Source organism: Streptomyces sp. NPDC048291 (assembly GCF_043201715.1).
Classification (GTDB): Bacteria; Actinomycetota; Actinomycetes; order Streptomycetales; family Streptomycetaceae; genus Streptomyces.
Genome location: NZ_JBICZC010000017.1, coordinates 148,183 through 168,904, shown reverse-complemented (window position 1 = coordinate 168,904; position 20,722 = coordinate 148,183). Strand labels below are relative to the sequence as shown.

The 20,722-nt window shown below is 69.9% G+C and carries 26 protein-coding genes; 10 read left to right on the top strand and 16 right to left on the bottom strand.

What is annotated here, in order from left to right; all coding sequences use genetic code 11:
* Window positions 1-244 precede the first annotated feature (244 nt).
* Complete coding sequence (locus ACGF5O_RS40140; protein ID WP_351487492.1) at window positions 245-595, bottom strand: SsgA family sporulation/cell division regulator; 351 nt, start codon at window positions 593-595, stop codon at window positions 245-247.
* A gap of 196 nt (window positions 596-791) precedes the next feature.
* Between ACGF5O_RS40140 and ACGF5O_RS40135 the strand changes: the two genes are divergently transcribed.
* Window positions 792-2,312: a sigma-70 family RNA polymerase sigma factor gene (locus tag ACGF5O_RS40135; protein WP_393814875.1), complete on the top strand. Its 1,521-nt coding sequence runs from the start codon at window positions 792-794 to the stop codon at window positions 2,310-2,312.
* 4 nt (window positions 2,313-2,316) lie between these two features.
* Here the strand turns inward: ACGF5O_RS40135 and ACGF5O_RS40130 are convergent, their stop codons facing one another.
* Genes ACGF5O_RS40130 through ACGF5O_RS40090 form a run of 9 tightly spaced genes read right to left on the bottom strand, consistent with a single transcriptional unit; the run spans window position 2,317 to window position 8,833 of the window.
* Entirely contained in the window at window positions 2,317-2,778 is a 462-nt protein-coding gene (locus ACGF5O_RS40130; RefSeq protein ID WP_393814874.1) for a TadE/TadG family type IV pilus assembly protein, read from the bottom strand.
* Entirely contained in the window at window positions 2,775-3,194 is a 420-nt protein-coding gene (locus tag ACGF5O_RS40125) for a TadE/TadG family type IV pilus assembly protein (RefSeq protein ID WP_393814873.1), read from the bottom strand. Before ACGF5O_RS40125 ends, ACGF5O_RS40130 begins: the two co-directional genes overlap by 4 nt.
* Complete coding sequence (locus ACGF5O_RS40120) at window positions 3,195-3,647, bottom strand: TadE family protein (RefSeq protein WP_393814987.1); 453 nt, start codon at window positions 3,645-3,647, stop codon at window positions 3,195-3,197.
* A 52-nt stretch (window positions 3,648-3,699) separates the two neighbouring features.
* On the bottom strand, window positions 3,700-3,951 hold the full coding sequence (locus ACGF5O_RS40115; RefSeq protein ID WP_362590812.1) for a hypothetical protein: 252 nt from the start codon (window positions 3,949-3,951) through the stop codon (window positions 3,700-3,702).
* A 59-nt stretch (window positions 3,952-4,010) separates the two neighbouring features.
* Window positions 4,011-4,931 carry a type II secretion system F family protein gene (locus tag ACGF5O_RS40110; RefSeq protein WP_393814872.1) on the bottom strand — a complete coding sequence of 307 codons (921 nt, stop codon included), beginning with the start codon at window positions 4,929-4,931 and terminating at the stop codon, window positions 4,011-4,013.
* A complete protein-coding gene (locus tag ACGF5O_RS40105) occupies window positions 4,928-5,893 on the bottom strand; it encodes a type II secretion system F family protein (RefSeq protein WP_393814986.1) in 966 nt (321 codons plus the stop codon). The genes ACGF5O_RS40110 and ACGF5O_RS40105 overlap by 4 nt, the downstream gene beginning before the upstream one ends.
* Before the next feature lie 39 nt (window positions 5,894-5,932).
* Entirely contained in the window at window positions 5,933-7,240 is a 1,308-nt protein-coding gene (locus ACGF5O_RS40100; protein ID WP_393814871.1) for a CpaF family protein, read from the bottom strand.
* On the bottom strand, window positions 7,237-8,088 hold the full coding sequence (locus ACGF5O_RS40095; RefSeq protein WP_393814870.1) for a hypothetical protein: 852 nt from the start codon (window positions 8,086-8,088) through the stop codon (window positions 7,237-7,239). The genes ACGF5O_RS40100 and ACGF5O_RS40095 overlap by 4 nt, the downstream gene beginning before the upstream one ends.
* Window positions 8,089-8,104: 16 nt before the next feature.
* Window positions 8,105-8,833 carry a hypothetical protein gene (locus ACGF5O_RS40090; RefSeq protein WP_393814869.1) on the bottom strand — a complete coding sequence of 243 codons (729 nt, stop codon included), beginning with the start codon at window positions 8,831-8,833 and terminating at the stop codon, window positions 8,105-8,107.
* Between the two features lie 485 nt (window positions 8,834-9,318).
* On the opposite strand from ACGF5O_RS40090, the gene ACGF5O_RS40085 reads away from it, so the two are divergent.
* Window positions 9,319-10,014, top strand: a complete 696-nt coding sequence (locus tag ACGF5O_RS40085; RefSeq protein ID WP_393814868.1) for a hypothetical protein — start codon at window positions 9,319-9,321, stop codon at window positions 10,012-10,014.
* On the opposite strand, the gene ACGF5O_RS40080 is transcribed toward ACGF5O_RS40085, so the two are convergent.
* The 5 genes from ACGF5O_RS40080 to ACGF5O_RS40060 are packed head-to-tail and all read right to left on the bottom strand — an operon-like array spanning window position 10,004 to window position 13,777.
* Window positions 10,004-10,600: a hypothetical protein gene (locus tag ACGF5O_RS40080; RefSeq protein ID WP_393814867.1), complete on the bottom strand. Its 597-nt coding sequence runs from the start codon at window positions 10,598-10,600 to the stop codon at window positions 10,004-10,006. The genes ACGF5O_RS40085 and ACGF5O_RS40080 overlap by 11 nt on opposite strands.
* Window positions 10,600-11,217: a hypothetical protein gene (locus ACGF5O_RS40075; RefSeq protein WP_393814866.1), complete on the bottom strand. Its 618-nt coding sequence runs from the start codon at window positions 11,215-11,217 to the stop codon at window positions 10,600-10,602. The genes ACGF5O_RS40080 and ACGF5O_RS40075 overlap by 1 nt, the downstream gene beginning before the upstream one ends.
* Window positions 11,214-12,026, bottom strand: coding sequence for a hypothetical protein (locus ACGF5O_RS40070; RefSeq protein ID WP_393814865.1), 813 nt, complete (start codon window positions 12,024-12,026; stop codon window positions 11,214-11,216). The genes ACGF5O_RS40075 and ACGF5O_RS40070 overlap by 4 nt, the downstream gene beginning before the upstream one ends.
* A gap of 45 nt (window positions 12,027-12,071) precedes the next feature.
* Window positions 12,072-13,478, bottom strand: a complete 1,407-nt coding sequence (locus ACGF5O_RS40065) for a hypothetical protein (RefSeq protein ID WP_393814864.1) — start codon at window positions 13,476-13,478, stop codon at window positions 12,072-12,074.
* Window positions 13,475-13,777, bottom strand: coding sequence for a type VII secretion target (locus tag ACGF5O_RS40060; protein ID WP_366890171.1), 303 nt, complete (start codon window positions 13,775-13,777; stop codon window positions 13,475-13,477). Before ACGF5O_RS40060 ends, ACGF5O_RS40065 begins: the two co-directional genes overlap by 4 nt.
* A gap of 231 nt (window positions 13,778-14,008) precedes the next feature.
* Between ACGF5O_RS40060 and ACGF5O_RS40055 the strand changes: the two genes are divergently transcribed.
* From ACGF5O_RS40055 to ACGF5O_RS40030, 6 genes are all read left to right on the top strand, one after another.
* A complete protein-coding gene (locus ACGF5O_RS40055; RefSeq protein WP_393814863.1) occupies window positions 14,009-14,779 on the top strand; it encodes a hypothetical protein in 771 nt (256 codons plus the stop codon).
* 29 nt (window positions 14,780-14,808) lie between these two features.
* Window positions 14,809-15,849, top strand: a complete 1,041-nt coding sequence (locus ACGF5O_RS40050) for a hypothetical protein (protein ID WP_393814862.1) — start codon at window positions 14,809-14,811, stop codon at window positions 15,847-15,849.
* 61 nt (window positions 15,850-15,910) lie between these two features.
* Entirely contained in the window at window positions 15,911-16,213 is a 303-nt protein-coding gene (locus ACGF5O_RS40045) for a hypothetical protein (RefSeq protein ID WP_393814861.1), read from the top strand.
* Window positions 16,214-16,271: 58 nt separating this feature from the next.
* Window positions 16,272-17,495 carry an enoyl-CoA hydratase/isomerase family protein gene (locus tag ACGF5O_RS40040; protein WP_393814860.1) on the top strand — a complete coding sequence of 408 codons (1,224 nt, stop codon included), beginning with the start codon at window positions 16,272-16,274 and terminating at the stop codon, window positions 17,493-17,495.
* Window positions 17,496-17,513: 18 nt separating this feature from the next.
* Window positions 17,514-18,404: a hypothetical protein gene (locus tag ACGF5O_RS40035; RefSeq protein WP_393814859.1), complete on the top strand. Its 891-nt coding sequence runs from the start codon at window positions 17,514-17,516 to the stop codon at window positions 18,402-18,404.
* 89 nt (window positions 18,405-18,493) lie between these two features.
* Window positions 18,494-19,141, top strand: a complete 648-nt coding sequence (locus ACGF5O_RS40030; protein WP_393814858.1) for a hypothetical protein — start codon at window positions 18,494-18,496, stop codon at window positions 19,139-19,141.
* A gap of 131 nt (window positions 19,142-19,272) precedes the next feature.
* Here ACGF5O_RS40030 and ACGF5O_RS40025 read toward each other — a convergent pair whose 3' ends face one another.
* Window positions 19,273-19,542: a winged helix-turn-helix domain-containing protein gene (locus tag ACGF5O_RS40025; protein WP_393814857.1), complete on the bottom strand. Its 270-nt coding sequence runs from the start codon at window positions 19,540-19,542 to the stop codon at window positions 19,273-19,275.
* A gap of 182 nt (window positions 19,543-19,724) precedes the next feature.
* Here ACGF5O_RS40025 and ACGF5O_RS40020 point away from each other — a divergent pair, with 182 nt between their 5' ends.
* Both ACGF5O_RS40020 and ACGF5O_RS40015 read left to right on the top strand, forming a co-directional pair.
* On the top strand, window positions 19,725-20,072 hold the full coding sequence (locus ACGF5O_RS40020; RefSeq protein WP_393814856.1) for a hypothetical protein: 348 nt from the start codon (window positions 19,725-19,727) through the stop codon (window positions 20,070-20,072).
* Window positions 20,072-20,473, top strand: a complete 402-nt coding sequence (locus tag ACGF5O_RS40015; protein ID WP_393814855.1) for a hypothetical protein — start codon at window positions 20,072-20,074, stop codon at window positions 20,471-20,473. The genes ACGF5O_RS40020 and ACGF5O_RS40015 overlap by 1 nt, the downstream gene beginning before the upstream one ends.
* The last annotated feature ends 249 nt before the right edge of the window (window positions 20,474-20,722 follow it).

The window sequence follows — 20,722 nt, the reverse complement described above, 5'->3', positions numbered from 1 at the left end:
GGGTGTCCCGGGGTCGTGTGTGGAAGGAGTCGGCCGGGGGCACATCGAGCCAGCCGAGGTCCCCTTGACGATCCTATTGACTGGCACCGACAGCGTCGAAGGGGTGGAACGGCCAACCGCCGCCCGAATTCTCCGCTTTCGCCAACCCGTTCCCCATTGGCCGGAGTTACCGCCGACCGCCCCGTACACGCCTCCTCCACACACCCCGCACAACCCGCGCGGCCGGCACCGCCCGCACGGCCCGTCAGCCGCCGACCCGCAGCGAGGACAGCAGGAAGCGGGTGAGGGCGGAGGTCGGGAAGCTGATCGCCGCCACGCCCTCCTCCGCGCGGAGTTCGACGACCGTGCGGGAGTCGCCGTACGGGCGTACGTGCACGTTGCCGAGTACGGCCGGACCCGCCAGGCCCTCCTCCAGCAGGGCCCGCGCGAAGGTCCAGGTGACCTCCTCGCCGTCCAGGGAGATCCACGGCGGGAAGACGAAGTGCACGGCCTGCGGGTCGGCCGAGGTGTAGCGGAGCGTCGCGGGAACCGCCACCTCCTGCTCGTCGGCGGTGAGCAGGCGGGCGCCGGTGGGCTGCTCGAGCGTGATGGGCACGGGGCGTCTCCGGGGGTGCGTGGTGAACCGTCGTACAAGTGAGAGCGCCGGATCTCGGGTTGATTACGCGGGAAACACAAGGAAGTTGAGTGACATGCGTCACTTCTTGATGCGCTTGAAACTTTGCTTGAAAGTTTCGTCATCTACGCTGACAAACCTTCTCCCGCCCTGAGCCCGGCAACTGGAGCGTTCCGCCATGCACGACGGTTCCTCTGCAGTGATCAGCACCACCGCCTACGCCCGGATCTACGAGGAACAGCAGCCGCGGCTCGTCGCGTACGCCCGCTCCCTCACCCGCAACGCCTGGGTCGCCGAAGACCTCGTCGCCGAGGCGCACTTCCGGGTCTGGCGGCGGCTGGCCGAGGGCCACGAGATCGACAACGTGTCGGCGTACCTGACGACGACCGTCCGGCACCTCGCGTACGCCGCGAACGGTGCCGCGCGGGAGACGCCCCGCGACCCGCACGAGGACGAGCAGGCCGAGTCCGGCCGGCACGGCGAGGACCCCGCCGAGCAGGTCTCCTCCGTCGACCTGCTCGTCCGCGTCCTGGCCCAGTTGCCCGAACGCTGGGTCAAGGCCCTCTGGCTGGCCGAGGCGGAGGGCCAGCCACTCGCCCAGATCGGGCCGCAGTTGGGCACCAAGGAGGGCGCCACCGCCGTCCTGCTGCACCGCGCCCGGGAGGGGATGCGGCAGGCCTTCCTGCGCACCCAGACCGGGGCCCCGGACGACCCGGCCTGCCAGGTCCACTGGAGCCGGATGCCCGCGTACGTGCGTGGTGGCGCGACGGAACGCCAGTCCGACCGGCTGCTCGCCCACGTGGACACCTGTGCGGACTGCCGGACCCGGCTCGCCGCCCTGATGAGTGCCAACGACCGCCTCCCGGCCCTGGTCGGCCCGGCCCTGCTGGTGTTCGCGGTGGGCGGTACGGCCGGCAAATTCCTGCTGACCCTGACCACCGCCGGAGCCTCGGCGGCCGGCCACGCGGGCGGCGGCGGAGCGGGGAGCGGGCTGCTGCACGGCGTACGGCAGGCCACCGGTGTCGCCGGCACGAAGGCGCCGGTGGTGGTCGCGGCGGCGGGCGCGATGGCGGCCGGTGCGGTGGCGCTGGTGCTGATACTCGGCCCCGCCCAGTCCGCCTCCGTCCCCGCCCGGACCCCGGTCGCCGACGCCCCCGTGGCGCAGGCGCCGGTGGCCGGACAGCCGGCCACCCCGACGGACGCCCCCACCACGCGGCCGGCGGCGACAGAGACGGTACGGCCGCAGACCGCACCCAAGGGCGGCCCCACGGCCGTCGCCTCCTCCCCCGAACCCACGACCGCGTCGCCGTCGCCGTCGCCGTCGGGCAGCGACGACAACGGCTCGACGGCCGAACCCGGCGGCAACACCCCCGGGAACGGCGACAGGAGCAGCCCTCCCCCGGCCCCGGCCCCGGCCCCGGCCCCGACGGAGCCGACACCACCCACCGCACCAACGGCCCCGGCCCCGCCCACCGCACCGACCCCACCCGCCGATCCCACGCCCCCGGCGGATCCCACACCCCCGTCGGACCCCCCACCCGTCACGGACCCCGCCCCAGGCCCGGTCACCCCGCCCGACGACGACTGCCCACCCCGGCACAAGGGGCGCCCTGAAGGGGCGCGGGGAACTGCGCGACCAGCCACAACGGAGCCACAGACGAACACCGACACACAGCGGCCCTCCCAGCGGAGCGCCTAGGCGGCTAACCGACCTCGTTCTCCGCCGTAGCCTCGCCGTGCACCACGATCGCGCCGCCGTAGAACATCCCCGTGAAGACCGGTTCGTACGTCAACTGGACCTCGACCTGGACCTGTTGCGCGTCGGCGGCAGTGCAGTGCGTGCCCGCGACATCCGCGGTGGACATGTCCATCTCGCGGGCGAAGGTCTTCACCCGGGCGTCGCAGTCCTGGAAGTTGATCGGCGCCTCGCCCTGGTTCTCGTACAGCTTCTCCAGGTCGATGTCCTGGGCCGCGTAACGGGCCGCCTGTTCCGCGATGTCGGCGGCCCGTTCGCGCTTGGAGATGGACAGGCCGCCGTCGATGACGAACGCGGACAGGGTGAGGAAGACCAGGGCGAAGATGATGACCGCGCCCGCCCCCGAGCCCCGGTCGTCGAGGCGGAGCCGGCGCGCGGTCCACCAACTGCGCAGCACCGCAAGGCTCATGCCGCCCTCCGGAACGGGTCGAGGGGCGAGGAGAACGTCGAGGTCAGGGTCGTCGGGATGTCCAGGCCCAGCATGGCAAGACCCCGCACCCGGCAGCTCACCTCGACCGTGAAGATGCCGCCGGACTCGAACCCCGCGCTGGTCTGGACGACGGAGACCGGCCCCGAGCAGACGTCGGACAGGTCGGCGTCGGCGGCCTTCTGGGCCTCCGACATGGCCGTGGCGTGGTCCTTCTGGATGGACCCGGCGCGGGCCGCGTCCCGTGCGGCGCCGTCGATCGCGCCTCGTCCGTCGACGAGTTGGCCGAAGGCGACCAGGACCAGGATGAACATGATCATGACCGGGGCGAGGATGACGACCTCGACGGTCGACAGCCCCCGGTCGTCGTCCAGGGCTCTTCTCTCCGTGGCGGACATCTAGTTCCTGTCCTCCACGAACCGCTCCACCGGTCCCGCGGACCGTGCGTGCACCGTCAGGTCCAGGCCCGGGAACACCGTCGGGATGCGGGCCGTGATCTCGACGCCGACCGTGGTCTGCTCCGGCTGGAGCATCTGCACGTCGGGCGAGAGGACCAGCTGCGGCCCGAGCTGGCTGATGTAGGAGTCGACCACGTCCTTGGCCTCGCCGCGCCAGGCGCCGGGCTCCGCGTCGGCGGTGGCGCGGGCCTTGCGGGCGCCGGCCTGGGCCGCCGCCTGGGCCACGTGGTCGGCGAAGAAGTACAGCGCGAACTGCACCGTCGCGAAGATCATGAAGAACAGGACGGGGGTGAGGAACACGAACTCGATGGCGGTCATGCCCGAGTCGCCGCGCGCGGCCGCTGCCCGGCGGCGTATCCAGCCGCGCAGGCCCCTGCTCGCGCCCGCGGACATCCCCGTCACCCCCGTCACCCCTGTCACCCCCGTCGTGGTCGTGCTCGCCGGCTCAGCAGGTCCCGCTCGCGTTGGCGCCCTTGATGCAGTTGCCGACCTTGTTGGCGCCGTCGCTGAGCGCGGCGTTGATGATCGCGGCCACCACGCCGACGATCGCCACCACGACCGCGGAGATGATGACCCACTCGACGGCGGAGGCACCGCGGTCGAGTTCGCCGGAGCGGGCGCGCTGCACCCGGCCCTGGAGGAAGGTGACCAGGAAGTCCATGGCCGGGATCCCGGTGCTGAAGTTCCGTGTGTTCATGATGACTTGTCCTCTCGAAACAGCAGTTGGCGAAGGTTCTCGATTCAGCTCGGGTCAGCTCACACCTGGAACACCCGCATCGCCGCCGGGAAGATCAGGAAAACCAGGAAGCCGGCGCACAGCAGCAGCTGGGCGACGAGCATCGACTGGGACTTCTCGCCCGCGCTGCCCTCGATCTCGGCGAGTTCGCGGTGGCGCATGGTCTCGGCGCGGGAGGCGAGGGACTCGCGGACCTTGGCGCCGTCGTCCGCGACCAGGGCGAGGGAGGCGGAGAGGTCCTTGAGCTCCTCCACGCCGAGTTCCTCGCCGAGCGCGCCCAGCGCCTGCCACTGGCTGACGCCGGTGATGCGGGCGTCGGAGAGGGCGTTGCGGATGCGCTGGTTGGCCCAGCCGTCGGAGACCTCGGCCGCCGCCATCAGGGCCTCGGGCAGGCCGCGACCGCCGGCGAGGCTCATCGACACCAGGTCGAGGTACGCCCCGATCACGCGCCGCAGATCCCGGCGCTTCTCGGCCGCGTCCCGTCGTACCTCCAGGTCGGGCAGGAAGAAGAACAGGGCCGCGCAGGCCAGGGCCAGCCAGACCGGGATGACCGGGTTGTGGCCGAAGCCCATCGTGTAGACGACGGCGAACAGGAAAGGACCGAAGATCAGGCCGGTCGCGGCGAGCAGCACCTTGGTCGCCAGGAACCTCTCCCAGCTGCGGTCGAGGACGGCGAGGTCGGCCCGGAGCGAGCGCTGTTCCCAGCCCTGCTGCCGGTAGAACTCGGCGACGCGCTCGCCGACCTCGGCGCGCAGCGTGCCGAGCCGGCCGGTGTCCTGTGTCTGCCGCGCCGACTCGTAGGCCGCGCCGCGGGCCCGCATCGCGTCGATCCGGGCGACCTGGGCGACCGCGCTGCGCCTGGACGGCAGCAGGGCGCGGATGAGGACGTAGACGCCGAGTCCCAGGGTCACGCCGACGATGATCGGCATCGTGAGGTTCACCGGCGTACTCCGTCCTCGGTGGGCAGCGTCTGCTGACCGGGCTGACCTGGCTGGCCGGGAGCAGTGCGGGGCGGCCGTACGAACTGCACGGAGGACTGGTCGCGGACCAGGAACCGCTCCGGGGTCTCGATGGTGGACAGCTTGCGCAGCCACCAGAAGCCGAGCGCGAACAGCCCGCAGACCAGGGCGAGGACCAGCTGGCCGACGGCGGTGCCGTACGGCGAGACGAAGTCGCGGTTGAAGACGGCGAGGCCGAGGACGAACGCGACCGACACGGCGACGACGATCTGCACCGAGCGCCGGGTGGACGCCCGCTGGGCCATCACCCGCTGGCGCATGTCCACTTCCTCTCGCGACGACTTGGCCAGCGCGCCAAGGACCTGGCGCAGACCGGGGCCGCGGAGGCGTGCGTTGAGGATGAGGGCGGCGACGATGATGTCGGCGGAGGCGTCGTCGATCTCGTCGGCGAGGTGCTGGAGCGCGTCGGGCAGCGGGGTGCGGGCGCGCAGCCGGTCGACGAGGGCGTCGAGGTGCGGTCGCAGGATCGGTGCCGCGGCCCGGGCGGAGGCCGGGATGGCCTGTTCCAGGCCGACCGCGCCGGCGATGGTGTCGCGCAGCGACTCGGTCCAGGAGGCGAGGGCCTCCACCCGCTTCATCGCGGCCCGCTCCTCGGCGGCACCGCCGAACAGCTTGTCCCAGAAGAAGACGAGGACGCCGGCGGCGATGCCGGCCACCGCCCAGCGGGTCAGCAGCAGCACGACCAGGCCGATGATGGCGGCGAGGGAGCCGCGTTGGCCGGCGAACCGGATGAGCTCGGCGGCCCGTTCGTTCGCCTTCTGCTTCTCGTGCTCGGGCTTGGCGGGCAGGCCGCGGACCGCCAGGACCAGCAGCGCGAGTCCGCCGCCGACGGCGACACCGCAGCCGAGGGCGTAGAGGACCGAGGTGGAGAAGAGCCCGCCCATGGAGCCCAGGGAGGCGAAGGGGTTGAGGTTCATGTCATGTCACCCCCACGCCCCGTGCGGCTGGTAGCCGTAGGCCATCAGGTCCTCCAGGCAGGCTATGGGCGCGTGCGGGACGACCCGGCCGTCGTGGGCCTCCGCGAACACCTCGCTGGACAGCACCCTGCCGTCCACGCCGTTGACCTCGCGGACCGAGGTGACCATGCGCTGGAGACGGCCGCCGGTCTGGTAGTTGTTGCGCCGCTGGATGAAGACGACGAAGTTCACCGCGCCCGCGATCAGCATCTGGCTGGCCTCGATGGGCAGCCGCTCGGAGGCCTGGAGCGCGTAGGTCGAGATGCGGTTGAAGACCTCGCTGGAGCTGTTGGCGTGGATCGTCGACAGGGAACCGTCGTTGCCCTGCGACATCGCGTTGAGCATGGTGACGATCTCGTCGCCGAGGACCTCGCCGACGATGACCCGGGAGGGGTTCATGCGCAGGGACCGCCGGACCAGCTCCGCCATGCTGATGGTGCCCTGGCCCTCGGAGTTGGGCAGCCGCTCCTCGAACGCGACGACGTTCGGGTGCAGGTCGTGGAAGGTGTCGAGCCCGAGCTCCAGGGCCCGTTCCACGGTGATGAGCCGCTCGTGCGGCGGGATCTCGTTGGCGAGCGCCCGCAGCAGGGTCGTCTTCCCGGCGTTCGTGGCCCCCGCGATCATGATGTTCTTGCGGGCGCGGACGGCGCAGGCCATGAAGTGCGCCACCTCGGGCGTGAGCGTCCCGTTCCCCACCAGGTCGGAGATGAAGACCTTGCCCATGCGGGCGCGGCGGATGGAGAGCGCGGGCCGCCGGGTGACGTCCATGACGGCGGAGAGCCGGGAGCCGTCGGGCAGCCGGAGGTCGAGCTGCGGGTTGGCGGAGTCGAAGGGCCGCGACGACAGACCGGAGTAGGCACCGAGCACCTGGATCAGCTCGACGAGCTCCTCGTCGGTCTCCGCGACGGGATCCCCGACGGCCTCCCGTCCGTCGCTGAACCCGACGAAGACCTGGTCGCACCCGTTGATGTCGATGTTCTCGACGTCCGGGTCGTCGAGCAGCGGCTGCAGCCGCCCCACGCCGAACAGCGCCGCGTGCACGGCGGCCGCGTACTGCTCCTCGGTCTCCGCGTCCAGCGGGGTGCGCCCGGCGTTGATCTCCGCGCGGGCGTACTCCTCCAGGATCTGGGCTATGACCGCGCGGGCGTACTGCCGTTCGTCCTCGGTGGACATCGGCGTCACGCCGGACGTCTGGTCCTGCCGGCGCTGCTCGGCGATCCGGTCGCCGGCGTCCTGCCGGAACCGCTTGACCAGCTGGTGGTCGACAGCCGTCATCGGCCGGCCCCCGCGTGGGGCGCCTGCGGCGGTACGGAGGCCGGTACGGTCCAGGCGGCGCCGTACTGCTGGTGGAGGTCGGCGGTGACCTTGCGGGCCGAGCGGATCAGCAGGGACTTGTCGAGGCGCCCGCGCTTGCGGCCGGCCAACTGGTCGGCGCCGGCCGGGTCGTCGGCGATGGTGCCCACGACGCGGGCGCCGGTCTGGGCGTGCACGAGCATGTCGTTGACCTGGTTGACCAGCTTGCCTGCGCCGGACGGGTCGGCGACCAGGATCACCCCGATCAGCGGGGTGGCGAGGGCTGCGGCACCGCGCGGGCCGCCGTGCAGCTTCTGCGCGAGGGCGGCGGCCCGGTCCCGGACCCGGGCGAGCGCCTCGGGCTCGGTCCGCGAGACCAGCAGGACGAGCGCCGCGTGCGGGAACATCTCCACGGCCGGGGTGTCGCCGCTGATCCGTCCGCAGTCGGCGATGACGTCGGCCGGGGCGTTCGGGGAGTCGGCGAGCGAGGCGAAGGCGTGCCCGAGCGTGGGCCACAGCCCGGCGAGCCCGGCCGCGTGCTCGGCTATCCCGAGCCCGACGAGCACTTCGAGCCCGCCGCTCAACGGCTGCACGTGGTCCCAGAGTTGGTCCGGTACGAGGCCTCGTCGCGCGGTGGCGGCGATGGACAGCATGCCGGTGTTCGGGTTCAGCGGTCCGCCGTGCGCGGCGGCACTGCGGTAGACCAGGTCGCCACCGGCCGGGTCGGCCTCGGCGAGCAGGACCCGACGCGGCCAGACCGCGGCCAGCGCGACGGCCGTGGTGGTGACGCCGGGGGAACCCTTGTCGGCGGCGATTGCGATGAGCGCCATGGGGTGGGGCCGCCTTCTAGTTGCCGGTGCCGGGTACGAGGACGAGGGCGACCGAACCGGTGGCGGCGGCCTGGGCCAGCACGGCGGCGTCGCCGCTGTCGACGGTGAGCGTGACGGCGAGGTTGGTGCTGCTGACGAGGGAGCTGTCGCCGTTCTTGACGTCCGGCACGTAGCTGACCCGGGCCCGGTCGACGATCGGGGAGTCGCTGCCGTCGGAGGACGAGGAGGAACTGCCGGTGGTGGAGGAGCCGTTGCTGCTGACGCGGTAGGCGGCGACGATGTCGCCGTTCTTGAGGCCGACCGGGTACTGGCCCTCCTTGAGGGAGAGGCCGACGGTGGCCTTGCCTGCGGCGAGGGTGCTGCCCTTGTCGAACATCTGCCCCATGACGACCGTGTCCTTGTAGATGGTCGTCTTGGCCTTGTACGACTCCAGGCTGCCGAGCTGGGACCACTTGACGTAGTTGATGCTGTCGTCGGCCGCGACCAGCACGGACGTCACGTTGTCCTTGTTGACGGACTCGCCGGGCTGGATGTCGGCGGTCACCTTGATGACCTCGATCCGGTCACCGGCCTGCAGCACGAGGGTCGTCGCCCCCAGCGCGCCGAGCAGGATCAGCAGCACCGCGAGCGCGGCCAGAGCGGGCTTGCGTTCACGCGGGGCGGTGGGAAGCCGGTCACCGACCGAAGGCTGAGCCGGTCCGGCGGAACGACCGGCGCCCGCCCCCGTACGCTCTTGGATCTTCACGCAACCGCTCCCCGTTACAGCCAAGACAGTGTCTGTCAAGAACTCTGAAAACCTGTCGACGCTCGTCACCGCACCTACCGGCACAGCGCAAGCGGACACTCCACACCAATCACCCCGATCCGGCCAAATACTCGGCCGCGGGGTGAGTGTCAAGCGCTCGCACCGTATCAGCCGCACATAAGCCCCTCAAGGCGCGGCCGGACTCCTTGACCTCACTGAAATCGTCGTTGCGATCTGCAACGGCGGTGGCCTGCGCGGTGGTTGGGACTCTGGTCACATCAAGGGATGCCGGAGTGTGCGCCGGTGAATCCTCCCCGCCCTGATCGCGGCCGGTCGATGCCCGGCGCCGTCACCGTGCGCCCATGAGGCCTGCACGAAGTGCTCACGACGGCGGCCGGTTTCGGACGGCGCCCCGACTAGGATCACGGATCACCCGGCCGGGCGAGGGGTTTCGCCGCCGTGAACGACCGTGAGGATGGCAGACCGTGACCGTGCCGCAGCGCCACTCCTGGCAACCCCCGGAGGGCGAGGGGCTCGTGGCGCGCGCCCCGGTGTCCTTCGCGACCGGCGCGGCGGACCGGGTCCAGGGCAGGCGCTGGTTCCGCGACACCGAACGGCGCGACATACAGGGCGAGTTGCCGGACTGGCCGGCCGGCCCGGCATACCGGCTCAAGTCGAGGATCGGCTTCGTCGTGCGAGTCGTCCTCGGCGGCGTGTTCCTCCTCGGCGTCCTGGCTGTAGCCGTGATCTTCGACGGCAACGTGCCCTCCGGCGGCGGCTCCCGCGGCTCCGGCTCGCTGGGCAGGAGCGAGGACCCGGAGAACGAGGAGACGGACTTCCCGGTGCTGTGGGCCGCCCCCGGCACGACCGCCCGTACCCTCCCCTGGGAACTCGACCCGGCCCGCCGCCCCGACACGGACGTCACCCACCTGGTCCTGACCGACCGCCGCCTGCTGGTCCTCGGCGGCCTTCAGGATCCCAGGGACCCTTGGGAGGAAGTCCTGTGGGAGACGGACCTGAGCACGGTGGCCGCGGTCGAGCGGCGTCCGTATTCCGTCGGCGGACGCGACTTCCGGGTCGTGTTCGCCGACGGCTCCTGGTGCCGCCTGACGTCCCTGGAGGGCGAGGGCCTGGTCCGCGGCCTGACCGCGGCCCGCCCTTCCGACTCGACTAGTCAGTGACCCGTACGGTCCGTGCCAGTTCGTCGGTCAGCTCGCACAGGGCGTCCGTGTGGACCGGTGCCTGCCAGGACGTCAGCAGGACGAGCCCCCACGTCTCGTCGGCCCGGATGCCGTACGCACACGTCTCCATGATCGTCCCCAGCCCGTCCCTGCCGACGTCCCGGACGTACGCGTGCCGGACGCGCACCGCGGGCCCGGCGGGCAGGGTACGGAGCTCGGCCTCGGGCGGCCGGTAGGAGTCGGCGGTGGGGGCGGCGAGAAAGCGCCGGAGGAGGTCGACGGTCAGGGCCGGGTACGTGTCGTCGGCGACCAGCGCCGACAACTCGATCCGGGCGAGCTCCCCGAGCCGCGGCTCCGGCACGTACGACAGCGCGGTGACCGGCCCGCGCCCACGGGAGTCGGCGGCGGCCTCCCGGAGTTCGGCGGCGAGGGCGCCGAGCAGCTTCGGGTCGCCGTCCGGGCCGACGCGGCGCGCGGCGGCCTCCGCGGCCCATGTGTGCAGGTCGGCCTCCGGCACGCGCACCGGCAGGGACACGGCGTCCTCGGGCACCTTCATACGCACCGTGGACGCGGCGAAGTCGGGCATCAGGCCATCCATTGCAGAGTGCGGGCGACAGCGTCGAAGAGGCCGACCAGGGCGTCCGCCAGCGGCTCCATCGGCGTCGAGAAGGAGAGCAGCAGCCGCTGGTCGCCGTTCGGGACGGCGAGGTAGACGTCCAGGTGCGTGACAGCGAGCTTGTTGCCGTCGGGGTCGTCGGCGGCCGGGCGGCGCAGATAGCGGTGGCGTACGGCGGGACCGGCGGGGAGGTCGACGAGGGTGACGTCCGCCGCCTCCGCGGTCGTACGCAGGGCGAGGGAGCGGGCGATGTCCCCGAGGTCTCCGGCCTCGGTGCCGGGGGCCGGCCGCAGCAGGGTGACGACCAGGCCTGCGGAGACCGGGACCTGGCCGAGGACCTGGTTCATGACGTACATCTCGACGCCGCCGTTGGCGTGCGCTGCCTCGGCCTGCTCCCGCATCCGCTCCGCGAGCGCGGCCTCCAGCTGCGGGGTGGCGTGGGTGCGCCGCAGCCCCCGCTTGACGACCTTGTCGATACGGTGCGCCCACCGCTCGGGATCGAGCACGATCCGCTCCCACTCCTCGGGAACGGCGAGGCGGTAGTCGGAGGGAGGTGCGGTGGCCGTACGGGCAGTCCCGCCTGTCATATCGCCGACCCGATCGCCTGGTCGTACCGCTTCCGCCGTCCCATGGCCACGACCGTCACCGGCGCCAGCACGAGCACCACGGCGGCGCCCAGGCAGACGTAGCCCTCGGGGACTCCGCCGATCGCGGACTTGGTACCGAGGGAGGGCTTGTAGTGACCTGCCGGGTCGACGACGGCCGTGGTCGTCTGCCCGACCCGGTCGGCACAGTTCTCCTTGTTGTCGATCACCTCGTGGACCGACCCGTCCCGCAGCCGGACCCTGCAGTACGTCTCACGGGTCCCGTGCGTCCACTGGTGGGTCGGCGTGGCGATGGTGACCGTCTGCTCCACCCCGCGCAGCTGCAGGTACCAGGCGTTGGCGAAGTACGAGCCGGCCAGGACCAGCACGAGATAGGCGGCCGCGGTGACGTACCGGGCGACGGGGGCCCCTCGGGAGTCACGGGTCTTGAAGGCCACCCAGATGACCGGCAGTCCGAGCAGCAGCCCGACGAACGCCGCCGCCTTGCCGATGAACAGGCTGGAGAGCAGACAGACGACGACCGACACGACGGCCACCAGGAGCAGCCGGGCCCACGGCCACACCGGTGTTCCGCCGCCGTAGCCGCCGTATCCGGCCCGCGCCGGACGAGGATTGGTGACGGCGTCGGAGAACTCGGCGAGGATCATGCGTACCCGCCGCATGCCGTCCGGGCCCGCCGCGATACGGCGCAGCTCCGGCAGCCCCATCCCCACTTCCTCCAGCGACCGCTGCCATTTTTCCGGTAGTTCCGCGAACAACTCGTCGACGGACCGCTCGTCGTCACTCGCCACGTGATCCTTGCTCTTTCCGCTCTGGGATTCCGACAGCCGACCAAGTCAGCCGCTGGTGCTCCAGTGCCAGTTGTAGAACGGTGTTCCGCCGGCCCCGATGCCCGGAATCTCCTTCGTCCCCTGGAGGAAGTTCGGCCCCGTGGCCCACGGCTCGCTGGAGTGCGTGTGTGCCAGGTTCGACCAGCCGGCCAGGAGCGGCAGCACCTGGCTGCCGTAGTAGAGGGCCTTGGCCTGACCGGCCATGGTCTTGAACGAGGAGTCCCCGATCTCCGACAGCTTGGGCGCCGATTCCGCGAAGGCCTTGGCCGCCCGGTGCACTGCGGGGGCATCGCGGATGTCGGTCGCGTACGCCTTGAGGTTCAGCGACTCCTTGACCACCGAACGCATCCGCGGCAGGAGTTTCGTGGGCCCTTCGGACAGCGCCTTGCCGATCTCTCCGGGCTTGACCCCGTTGAGCGTCTCGGCGAGTTCCCGGGCCGCCGTCGGATTCAGCCCGACCTCCCGGGCCAGCTGCAGGTCCTTGACGGCGGAGGCGCCCCGGGCGGCCATGGCCGCCTCCTTGGCCGTCGTCCCCAGGACCCGCCCTGCGCCGAAGGAGAGCACGCCGATGACGTCGATGGCGACGTCCAGCCAGGTGCCCTTGCCGTCCAGCGCCGAAACGGTGTCGCAGACCAGGGCGACGACCGAGGCGATGAGCGCCAGCGCGCCGAGCACCTCGCCGAGGATCGGCACCCAGCTGAGCGCGAGGGCCAGCACGCCCAGCACGGCCGCGGCCACCCCGGCCCAGTGCCCGATGTCGGCGACCCAGTCCTGCCAGCCGTCCCACCAGTGGTGCTTGGGATCCTTCAGCCCGTCGCCGTCGACGGCGTCCCGTATCGCCTTGGCGGCGTACCCGGCCTGCGTGTCCCGGTAGTCGAGCGCGGCCCGAATCTCGCGTTTCGCGGCGTCGAGATCCCCGTCCGAGGCCTCCTTCTGCCGCTTCAGCTTCTGCTTGTCCGGGTGGTTGTCGTCACCGGACGGATGCTGGTCGATCTGCTTCTGGTAGTTACCGCTGTCGGCATCGGCAGCCGCGGCCTTCTTCAGCGCCGAACGCACGCGATTCTGCGCGTGGTTGAGGGCGGTGGCCCAGTTCTCCCGCACGGTGTCGGCGATGGGCTCGTACGGCACGGAGGAACCGAGCGCCGCCCCCGCCGCCGCGTACCGCCGATGCGACTGGCCGAGCAGCTTGACGGTGTCCCCGGTCTTCGCGGTGAACGCCTTCCCGGCGTCCGAGTCCCACCCGTTCCCGTCGACGAGGTTGTTCAGCTTGCCGGCCTGCTCCTCGATCAGCCGGGCGGTGTCGGAGATCCGCTTCCCGAGCCGGGCCACCTCGTACGGGTCCCCCGGCGTGAACTCCCTGTCGTCGTACCGGGCCGTCTGCCAGTCGACGCCGGCGAAGTCGTGATCGCTCACTTGTCCCCCGGCTGAGCCTTGACCAGCGCGTCGGCAAGATGCTGATCGACCCCGTCGTAGGCCTTCGCCGCCTCGCCCGCGGTCTTGCCGAGGAACTCCAGCCCGTCGCAGAGCTGCTTGCGCTTCTTCTTCCAGTCGTCCGCGAAGTCACCGAGGGCATCGGCCACCTCGCCTGACCCGATCTCGGAGCCGTACGAGTCGACGAGATCCTTCGCATGTTCAAAGTTGGACTTCAACTTCGCGACAGATCTGCTGATCTCCCGCAACTCACTCGTGGACACCTTGACGTGGTCCGCCACCGCTACCCCCGTGAACACCTGCCTACCGACCGCCCCGCGAGACGCAGAGGGCCAGGGTCACTGTGTGTCGAGGGTTTTGGGGGCTACAACCAATGGACCGCAAAGGGAGCTCAAAGGAGGAGTGACGTCCACGTCAGGTCAACGCAACCTCCACAAGGTCCACGCGTCCGCTCCGGGTCGGTGACACGGCACGCCACCACCACGGGCCGCCCCCTCCGGTGGACACCCCGAATGTCCGCAATCACCATGTTTACAGTGAAGTTCGCGGTGGCGAAACCCGGGACCTCACGGATACCGTTTGCAGTCTTGCCGAACTTCATTCTCACGGGGGAGTCCACAGTGAAGCGCCGCACCATGCCCGTTGCCGCCGCGCTCGCCGCGACCGCAGCTCTGCTGCTGACGGCGTGCGGAGGCGGGGACGACAGCGCCAAGGACAAGAACGACAAGATCACGGGGGCCGGGACGGAAGCGTCGGGTTCTCCGTCACCGTCCCCCTCCGCCTCGGTCGACAAGAACGCGCCGACGTTCGCGTTTCCGTCGGACATCACGGTGACGGTTGACCGGCAGTCCACGGGAGACGACACGAAGGACGCGATCCTGCGCGACGTGGCGTACTCGACCCAGGCCAATATCGAGGCCTTCGGCAAGGGCGACGGCAAGACCACCAACATGAGCCGTTACTTCGGTGGGGCGGCCTTCACCTATTGGTCCCAGCGTGTTGCAACCCTCAAGAAGCAGGGCCTCACGCTCACGGGTCACTACCGGTACTACGACTTCGAGGTCACCGACGTCGCGAACGGCAAGACTGCGGCCGCCCGTTACTGCGAGGACCAGAGCACGGCGTACGGCAAGGAAATCAAGACGAACAAGGTTCTGCGTACCAAGCCGAGCAACAAGGACTTCGTCCTGTACACCCTTCAAGCCGCCCGGGACTCCGCCGGTGACTGGCAGGTCACCCAGCAGAACTGGAAGAAGGGGGACGCGGCATGCGTCCAGGGCTAGGACGCGGCGCAGTTCGGGCCGGAGTCCGGATGGCCGTGGCCGCAGGCCTCGTCGTGGCAGTGGGGGCCGGGTTCCCGGCCTACGCCGGTGATCCCAAGACAGGTGATGACACCGGGACCGGCGGACAGCCTCCTGCCGACCCCGGCGGGAACCCGGGAGCCGACTCCGGCGGTGATTCGGGCGGCAGCTCCGGCAGCGGATCCATCGGTGCCCACATCCAGATCAACCAGAGCAGGACCGGCGGTTCCGGCGGTTCCGGCGGTTCCGGCGGCTCCACGTCCAAGGCCACGTCCTCGGACGCCAACTGGAAGCCCCCCGTCTGCTGGTACGAGCCGATGTACACGCCGGACGAGTACGAGAACTTCATCGACTCCTCGTACAAGGGCGCCCAGGAACCGGCCGCGAGCTACGCGAAGAAGCGTGCCGACGAGGGCTACCACAAGGGCGACAAGGGGCTGTGGTGGCAGGTGCAGTTCCGCAACGACGACTACACCGACGCCTGTCCCGTGACCCCTGCCAACTGGGAGATCTGGGTCCCGCCCGCTCGGCCGAAGGCGGACCCCAACCAGCTGACCCCGGAGATCCTCTCCGAACTCGCGTACAACTCGACGAAGTTGCCGAAACCCCCCGTCGTACTGAGCCCGGACCCCGACCGGCTCAAGGTGAACCTCGGTACGCGGGTGAAGTTCGAGGGGGACTTCGACCGGGTCTGGACGACCGCCAGCATCGACTACAAGGGCGTCGGGATGGCCGCGACGACCGTCGCGACTCCCGTGGCCCTGAGGGTCGACGCGGGCACGTCGGACGCCGATCCGCAGACCTGCACGTACGGCCTGGTGAAGGGCGACAACGGCTACACGGTCGACAGCAAGGACGCGGCCTGCAACGTCACCTACCTCCACTCGTCCGGGACCGGCACCTACCCCTTCAAGGCGTCGATCACCTGGAAGGTGACGTGGACGGACTCGGCCGACCCGGACGGACCCGCACGGCAGCCGGGACTGCCGGACGGCCTGTCCACCTACGAGCAGAACGTGACCGTGAAGGAAATCCAGGCGGTCAACCGCTGACGAGACACGAGCGGCCCACGGGGTTCCGGCTCCGGGCCGCTCCGGGAGAGCGGAATCCGACATGAGTGACCTGCGCCTCGAAGACACGATCTTCCAGGACCTGAAGAGGACCTTCTCGTCCATCAGCGACCGCATGGAGACCACCCGCCGCACGCTCCGCAGCGCGGACGCCTCGGCCGTCGGCGAGAAGCAACTCGTCGAAGACGTACAGGACTTCGCCGACGACTGGGGCTACGGCATCAAGCAGCTCGGCAAACACACCCAGGGCGCGGTGAAGATGATCAACAAGATCGGGGAGAGCTTCGGCAAGCTCGACCTGGACCTGGCCGAGTCCCTCAAGGCCCCGAAGCAGAAGGGCAAGTGACGTGGCTGGGCAACGGCCTGCCTTCCCCCACATAGGCTGGGACCCCACGCCGGGCAGCGTGGAGGACACCCGCGACCTCGCCAAGCAGCTCGGCAAACTGGCCGGCGAGCTGGGTACGGCGCTGGGCGAGTTGGAACGTATCGAGTGCGGGGCTTGGAAGGGCAAGACCGCGATCACGTTCACCGACTACATCGACAAGGACGTCACCCCGCTCGTCCGAAAAAGCCACGACTCCTTCGACAAGGCCTCCCGTGCCCTGCACCGCTGGGCCGACGACCTCCACGAGTTCCAGGTTCGGGCGGACCGGCTGGAGAAGAGCGCCGGAGAAAAACTCGACGCCAAGGCCGACGCCCAGGCCAAGGTCGGCAGCGACGGCAGCATGGAACTGGCCAAGGCGTCCAGCGCGGTGGACGGGGTCATCCAGAAGGTCCACGAACTGGAAGAGGAATACCGCCGAGCCGCCCGGCAGATCGGCAAGGAACTCGACAAGGCCGCCGACATCGCGCCCGACGAGCCGGGCTTCTGGGACAAGCTGGGGCACGGAATCGAGGATGCGTGGAATGCCACGGGGAAGTGGCTGGAAGATCACGCGGACCTGATCAAGATGGTCGGCGACATTCTGAGTGACCTCACAGCAGTGCTCGGCCTTCTGGCCATCATCACGCTCCCCTTCGAGCCCTTGGGAGCGATCTTCGGTGCGGCAGCCATTCTCACCAGCGGGCTGGCCTTGTTGTCCCACTCGATTGCCATGGCGGCTGGAGCGGACGTCACCTGGATGCAGCTGGGGCTGGACGCACTCGGTCTACTGCCGGGCATCGGCGCCTTCGGCAAGGAGGGCGTGGTGGTCGAGAAGGGGGTGGCGGAGTCGGCGGAGACGATCTTCGGTGCCGGGTTCAAGGATCTGGGTCCGGCGGCCTCCCGGAACTTCGTCTCCTTCGGTGAGAAGGCCGAGGCAGTGATGGGCGGGAAACGCGTGGGATCCTTCGGGAAGACCGTAGCGCTCTGGGGCAAGAGTCCGATGCGGTTGGTGGGAAGCGACAGCACGAAACTGAACCGCCTGGCCGGCGTCATGAACGCGGGTTATCGGCAGGGACAGACACTCGGCACGAAGTCCTGGAATCTACTCACGCCGGAGAAGATGGCTGTCGACCCGTTCAGCAAACTGGGCCGCGGCATCGACGGAGCGTTCAAGATCGGCCCGAAGGCGGTCAGTATCGTCAGTGCCGCGCATGAACACTTCACCGCGGGTGATCGCCTCGACGAAGCCGCAACCGCCCACTGACGACCGAAGGCACACTGCATGACTACCTGGCAACCTCGTCCCGGAGAACTACTGCTCACCCGGTGCCTCGTCACCTTTGCCACCGGTGTCGCCCCCAAGGTCTCCGGCATGCGCTGGTTCCGCGACACGGAGCGGAACGACATCCAGGGTGCCCTCCCTGGCTGGCCCGACGGACCGAAGTACACCCTGCGGAGCGAGAATCGTGGCCAGGCTCGTTCCGCCGGCCGGTCCGGGCTGATCGGACTCTTTGCAGTGGTCGTGGGTGGCCTTGAAAGCCTGGCCGGGTCCGGCAGCACCATCAAGGGACCGTCCGGCCCTGTCAAAACACCACCGGAGGACCCGGAGAACGAGGTCGAGGACTTCCCGGTCATGTGGGCTGCACCGGACACTCTTGCCCGCACGCTGCCCTGGCAGCTCGATCGAGGTCGTCGGCACGCCTCTTATCAGACCAAAGCGTTCGTCACCGACCAACGAATCATCCTCATCGGGTATCCGGGTGGCCGCCCCAACGATGCCGAGGTCCTGTGGGAGTGCGACCGCCGTGACATCGCGGCTGTGGAGAGGAGGGCGTACAGCAGGGACAAGGCGGATACGGTCATCCGCTTCACCGACGGCTCTTGGTGCCGCCTTCACGTACACACCGGTGAGTGGTTCCGCTACCTGACCGTCCCGAACGAGCTGGTTCCCCTCGACGCACTCACGCCCGGGCAGCGCCGCACAGTCGACGGCATGGTCGCAGAGAGCGGCTTCGCCGCTCCCCCCGTGGTCAGCCGACGGCCGAGCGGCAACTTCCTCGCCGAACAACTGGGCCCAGAGGACCCGCCGATCGGGCAGCGCATCGCCGTGATCCGTCTGATGGGCCCTGACGGCGAAGAAGTGAAGCCCCAGCCCGGCGACTACGCTTTCTGACCGATCGCGACTTCAGGACAGTTTCCATGGCCACCCCCACAGATGTCCCTCCGCCCGCTCCGGACACCGACGACAGCCCTGTCCCACCAATGACGTTCGTCGCCCCCGACGGCTTCTTCGCGCTCCCGCTCGCCGGCACCCCGGAGGAACGCGCCGAACTCGCCCACACCTTCGTGCGCGAGCTGTACTCCCGGGGCGACGAGACCATCTGGACCCCCGCGGCTCCTTACTTCGAGGCCATCGCCGAATATCTCTCGGACAGCGGTCTCGCGTACTCCGCGCTGGGCCTGTTCTCCGCGGACGACGGCGGTGTTGTCCAATGCGCCTTCACCGTGGCCGCCGTCCAGACGGATCAGATGGATCCGGAGATCGCGGCGCAGGGCATCCTCGCCGCGCTGAGTAGCGATCCCCTCAACGACGCCCGCTGGATGGACCTGCCTTGCGGCCCTGCGGTCTCCTGCGTCACCCTGCGCGAGCTGAGCCTCAACCCAGCGATCACGGCAGACGGCCGTCCCAGGAAGCTGCTGACCGGTCAGATCGAGGTCCACGTTCCATTCCCGACCGGCCCGTACACCGCCGTCTTCACCCTTCATACCGCATCCACCGAATACTGGGGGGAGTTCTGCGACGGAACCGTGGCGATCCTACGGACCGTGTCCTTCCCCGCTCCTGAGAACAGCATGGGCTCGTCAGGACAAGGTGACGGCAGAACCGACGAGTCGACCTTGGCGAACTGAGCGCCCGCACGCCGGTACGCCCGGCGCCGACACCCGAGAAGAAGCGGGCGGGTGGCGGGCTGCTGATGCCGAATGTTGAACAGGGCAGTGAACAGGGTGGCAAGGGCCACGCAGTGCAGTGCGCAGCCCCTTCAGACGTTCGATCCGCCCCCTTTGCGGGCGTCACCGTCTGACTCCGGCACCCCGATGACGTACGTCCCCTTCGCGGGTAGCGTCGCGACCAGCCCTCGCTTTCGGAGTTCCACGATGGCACGGCGCACGGTGCCGATGCTCACACCGTACAGATCCGTCATGGCGCGCTCGCCAGGCAGAGCGGCCCCTTGCGGCAGTTTCCCAGAGGCGATGTCCGCCGCGATGGCGTCGGCGAGTTTCACGTACTCGTAGCGCGGAAGCTCGGTCATATCTCCACCGTGCCGCAGCCCTACGCACATCGCAGGAGTAGAACGCGTCCCGCCGCAGTGGGACGCGGAATGTATCTGAGGGGTGCAGGGGGACGCAGTTACCGGTATGGTCGAAATGACAGGACCCCGGCGAGGTGGCTAGACCTCCCGGGGCACGGCCAACGCTTACAAGGAGCGTCGACATGCACGACCTTATCCCCCGCGCCCTCCAATGGCTGCGCCTCCTCTTCGCCCCCGGCACCGGGAAACGGCGCCGCCGCCCCGAACGTCCGCCCTTCCCCCACCTCCACCTCACCCTCGTACGCTGCCCCCTCACCACCGCGCCCCTGGACCTCCCCGGCCACCGCTCGCCGTACGGCCTGGCCACCCTCCTCGACGGCACCGACTCCGCCCTCGTCCGCCCCTATCTCGCCTCCCACGAACGCGAGGCCGCCCTCCAGCAGCGCCGCCGCCTCGCCCTTGTACTCGCCGCCGACTTCGGGATCGACCTCGACCAGCACGTGATCGGCGCGCCGGAGGTGGCTGCGTGATGGAACTGGCAGACAACTGCGCAAGCGGCACCGCGCAGGGCCATCCGCACGCCCTGGCCGTCCCCCGCCTCCTCCCCTGGCCCACCCCCGAGGGCAAGCCGTGCTACCTGGTCACGGACAACAACGGCGGGTACCTCTCCCGTCTCGCCGACGACCTGGAAGCCGCCCAGCTCGCCACCGGAACCGACCTGCTCGGTCGTGCCCGCCTGGTGCTGGAAGACCCCATGTCGCCGTACACGGAGGTTCGCTACACCGGTATCCGTCTCGCCGAGTGCCTCACCGACGCGCTGCGCGTCGCCGAGTCCCGGGGCCTGCGCATCGTCGGAGCGGACGACGACAAGGACAGCGAAGGCACCCGTGGGCGGGCAACGCTGAACGTAAGGAGCGAAAGGCAGGCGTAACCGCAAGAAGCCGCAGGCGTTCGCGGGTCATAACGCCCACGCCGCCATACAGACTCCGACCATCCGCTCCTGACCGACACACTCGGGCTCCTCCGTTCCACCCACCACCGCTCGGAACTCACCCTGTGCATCCACAAGGTTGACGCACAGGGTGAGGCAGCCGGGGACCACGTCAGGCTTGAGATCCTGGCCGACGGTCGGGGCGAACCGCTGCCGCACGCATCGGCATACCCGCCGTACGCCCGTCCG

Coding starts and splice junctions, on each gene's coding strand:
- ACGF5O_RS40135 (WP_393814875.1), top strand. CDS start 792: ATGCACGACGGTTCCTCTGCAGTGATCAGCACCACCGCCTACGCCCGG.
- ACGF5O_RS40130 (WP_393814874.1), bottom strand. CDS start 2,778: ATGAGCCTTGCGGTGCTGCGCAGTTGGTGGACCGCGCGCCGGCTCCGC.
- ACGF5O_RS40125 (WP_393814873.1), bottom strand. CDS start 3,194: ATGTCCGCCACGGAGAGAAGAGCCCTGGACGACGACCGGGGGCTGTCG.
- ACGF5O_RS40120 (WP_393814987.1), bottom strand. CDS start 3,647: ATGTCCGCGGGCGCGAGCAGGGGCCTGCGCGGCTGGATACGCCGCCGG.
- ACGF5O_RS40115 (WP_362590812.1), bottom strand. CDS start 3,951: ATGAACACACGGAACTTCAGCACCGGGATCCCGGCCATGGACTTCCTG.
- ACGF5O_RS40105 (WP_393814986.1), bottom strand. CDS start 5,893: ATGGGCGGGCTCTTCTCCACCTCGGTCCTCTACGCCCTCGGCTGCGGT.
- ACGF5O_RS40100 (WP_393814871.1), bottom strand. CDS start 7,240: ATGACGGCTGTCGACCACCAGCTGGTCAAGCGGTTCCGGCAGGACGCC.
- ACGF5O_RS40095 (WP_393814870.1), bottom strand. CDS start 8,088: ATGGCGCTCATCGCAATCGCCGCCGACAAGGGTTCCCCCGGCGTCACC.
- ACGF5O_RS40080 (WP_393814867.1), bottom strand. CDS start 10,600: ATGCCCGACTTCGCCGCGTCCACGGTGCGTATGAAGGTGCCCGAGGAC.
- ACGF5O_RS40075 (WP_393814866.1), bottom strand. CDS start 11,217: ATGACAGGCGGGACTGCCCGTACGGCCACCGCACCTCCCTCCGACTAC.
- ACGF5O_RS40055 (WP_393814863.1), top strand. CDS start 14,009: ATGTCCGCAATCACCATGTTTACAGTGAAGTTCGCGGTGGCGAAACCC.
- ACGF5O_RS40050 (WP_393814862.1), top strand. CDS start 14,809: ATGGCCGTGGCCGCAGGCCTCGTCGTGGCAGTGGGGGCCGGGTTCCCG.
- ACGF5O_RS40045 (WP_393814861.1), top strand. CDS start 15,911: ATGAGTGACCTGCGCCTCGAAGACACGATCTTCCAGGACCTGAAGAGG.
- ACGF5O_RS40035 (WP_393814859.1), top strand. CDS start 17,514: ATGACTACCTGGCAACCTCGTCCCGGAGAACTACTGCTCACCCGGTGC.
- ACGF5O_RS40030 (WP_393814858.1), top strand. CDS start 18,494: ATGACGTTCGTCGCCCCCGACGGCTTCTTCGCGCTCCCGCTCGCCGGC.
- ACGF5O_RS40025 (WP_393814857.1), bottom strand. CDS start 19,542: ATGACCGAGCTTCCGCGCTACGAGTACGTGAAACTCGCCGACGCCATC.
- ACGF5O_RS40020 (WP_393814856.1), top strand. CDS start 19,725: ATGCACGACCTTATCCCCCGCGCCCTCCAATGGCTGCGCCTCCTCTTC.
- ACGF5O_RS40015 (WP_393814855.1), top strand. CDS start 20,072: ATGGAACTGGCAGACAACTGCGCAAGCGGCACCGCGCAGGGCCATCCG.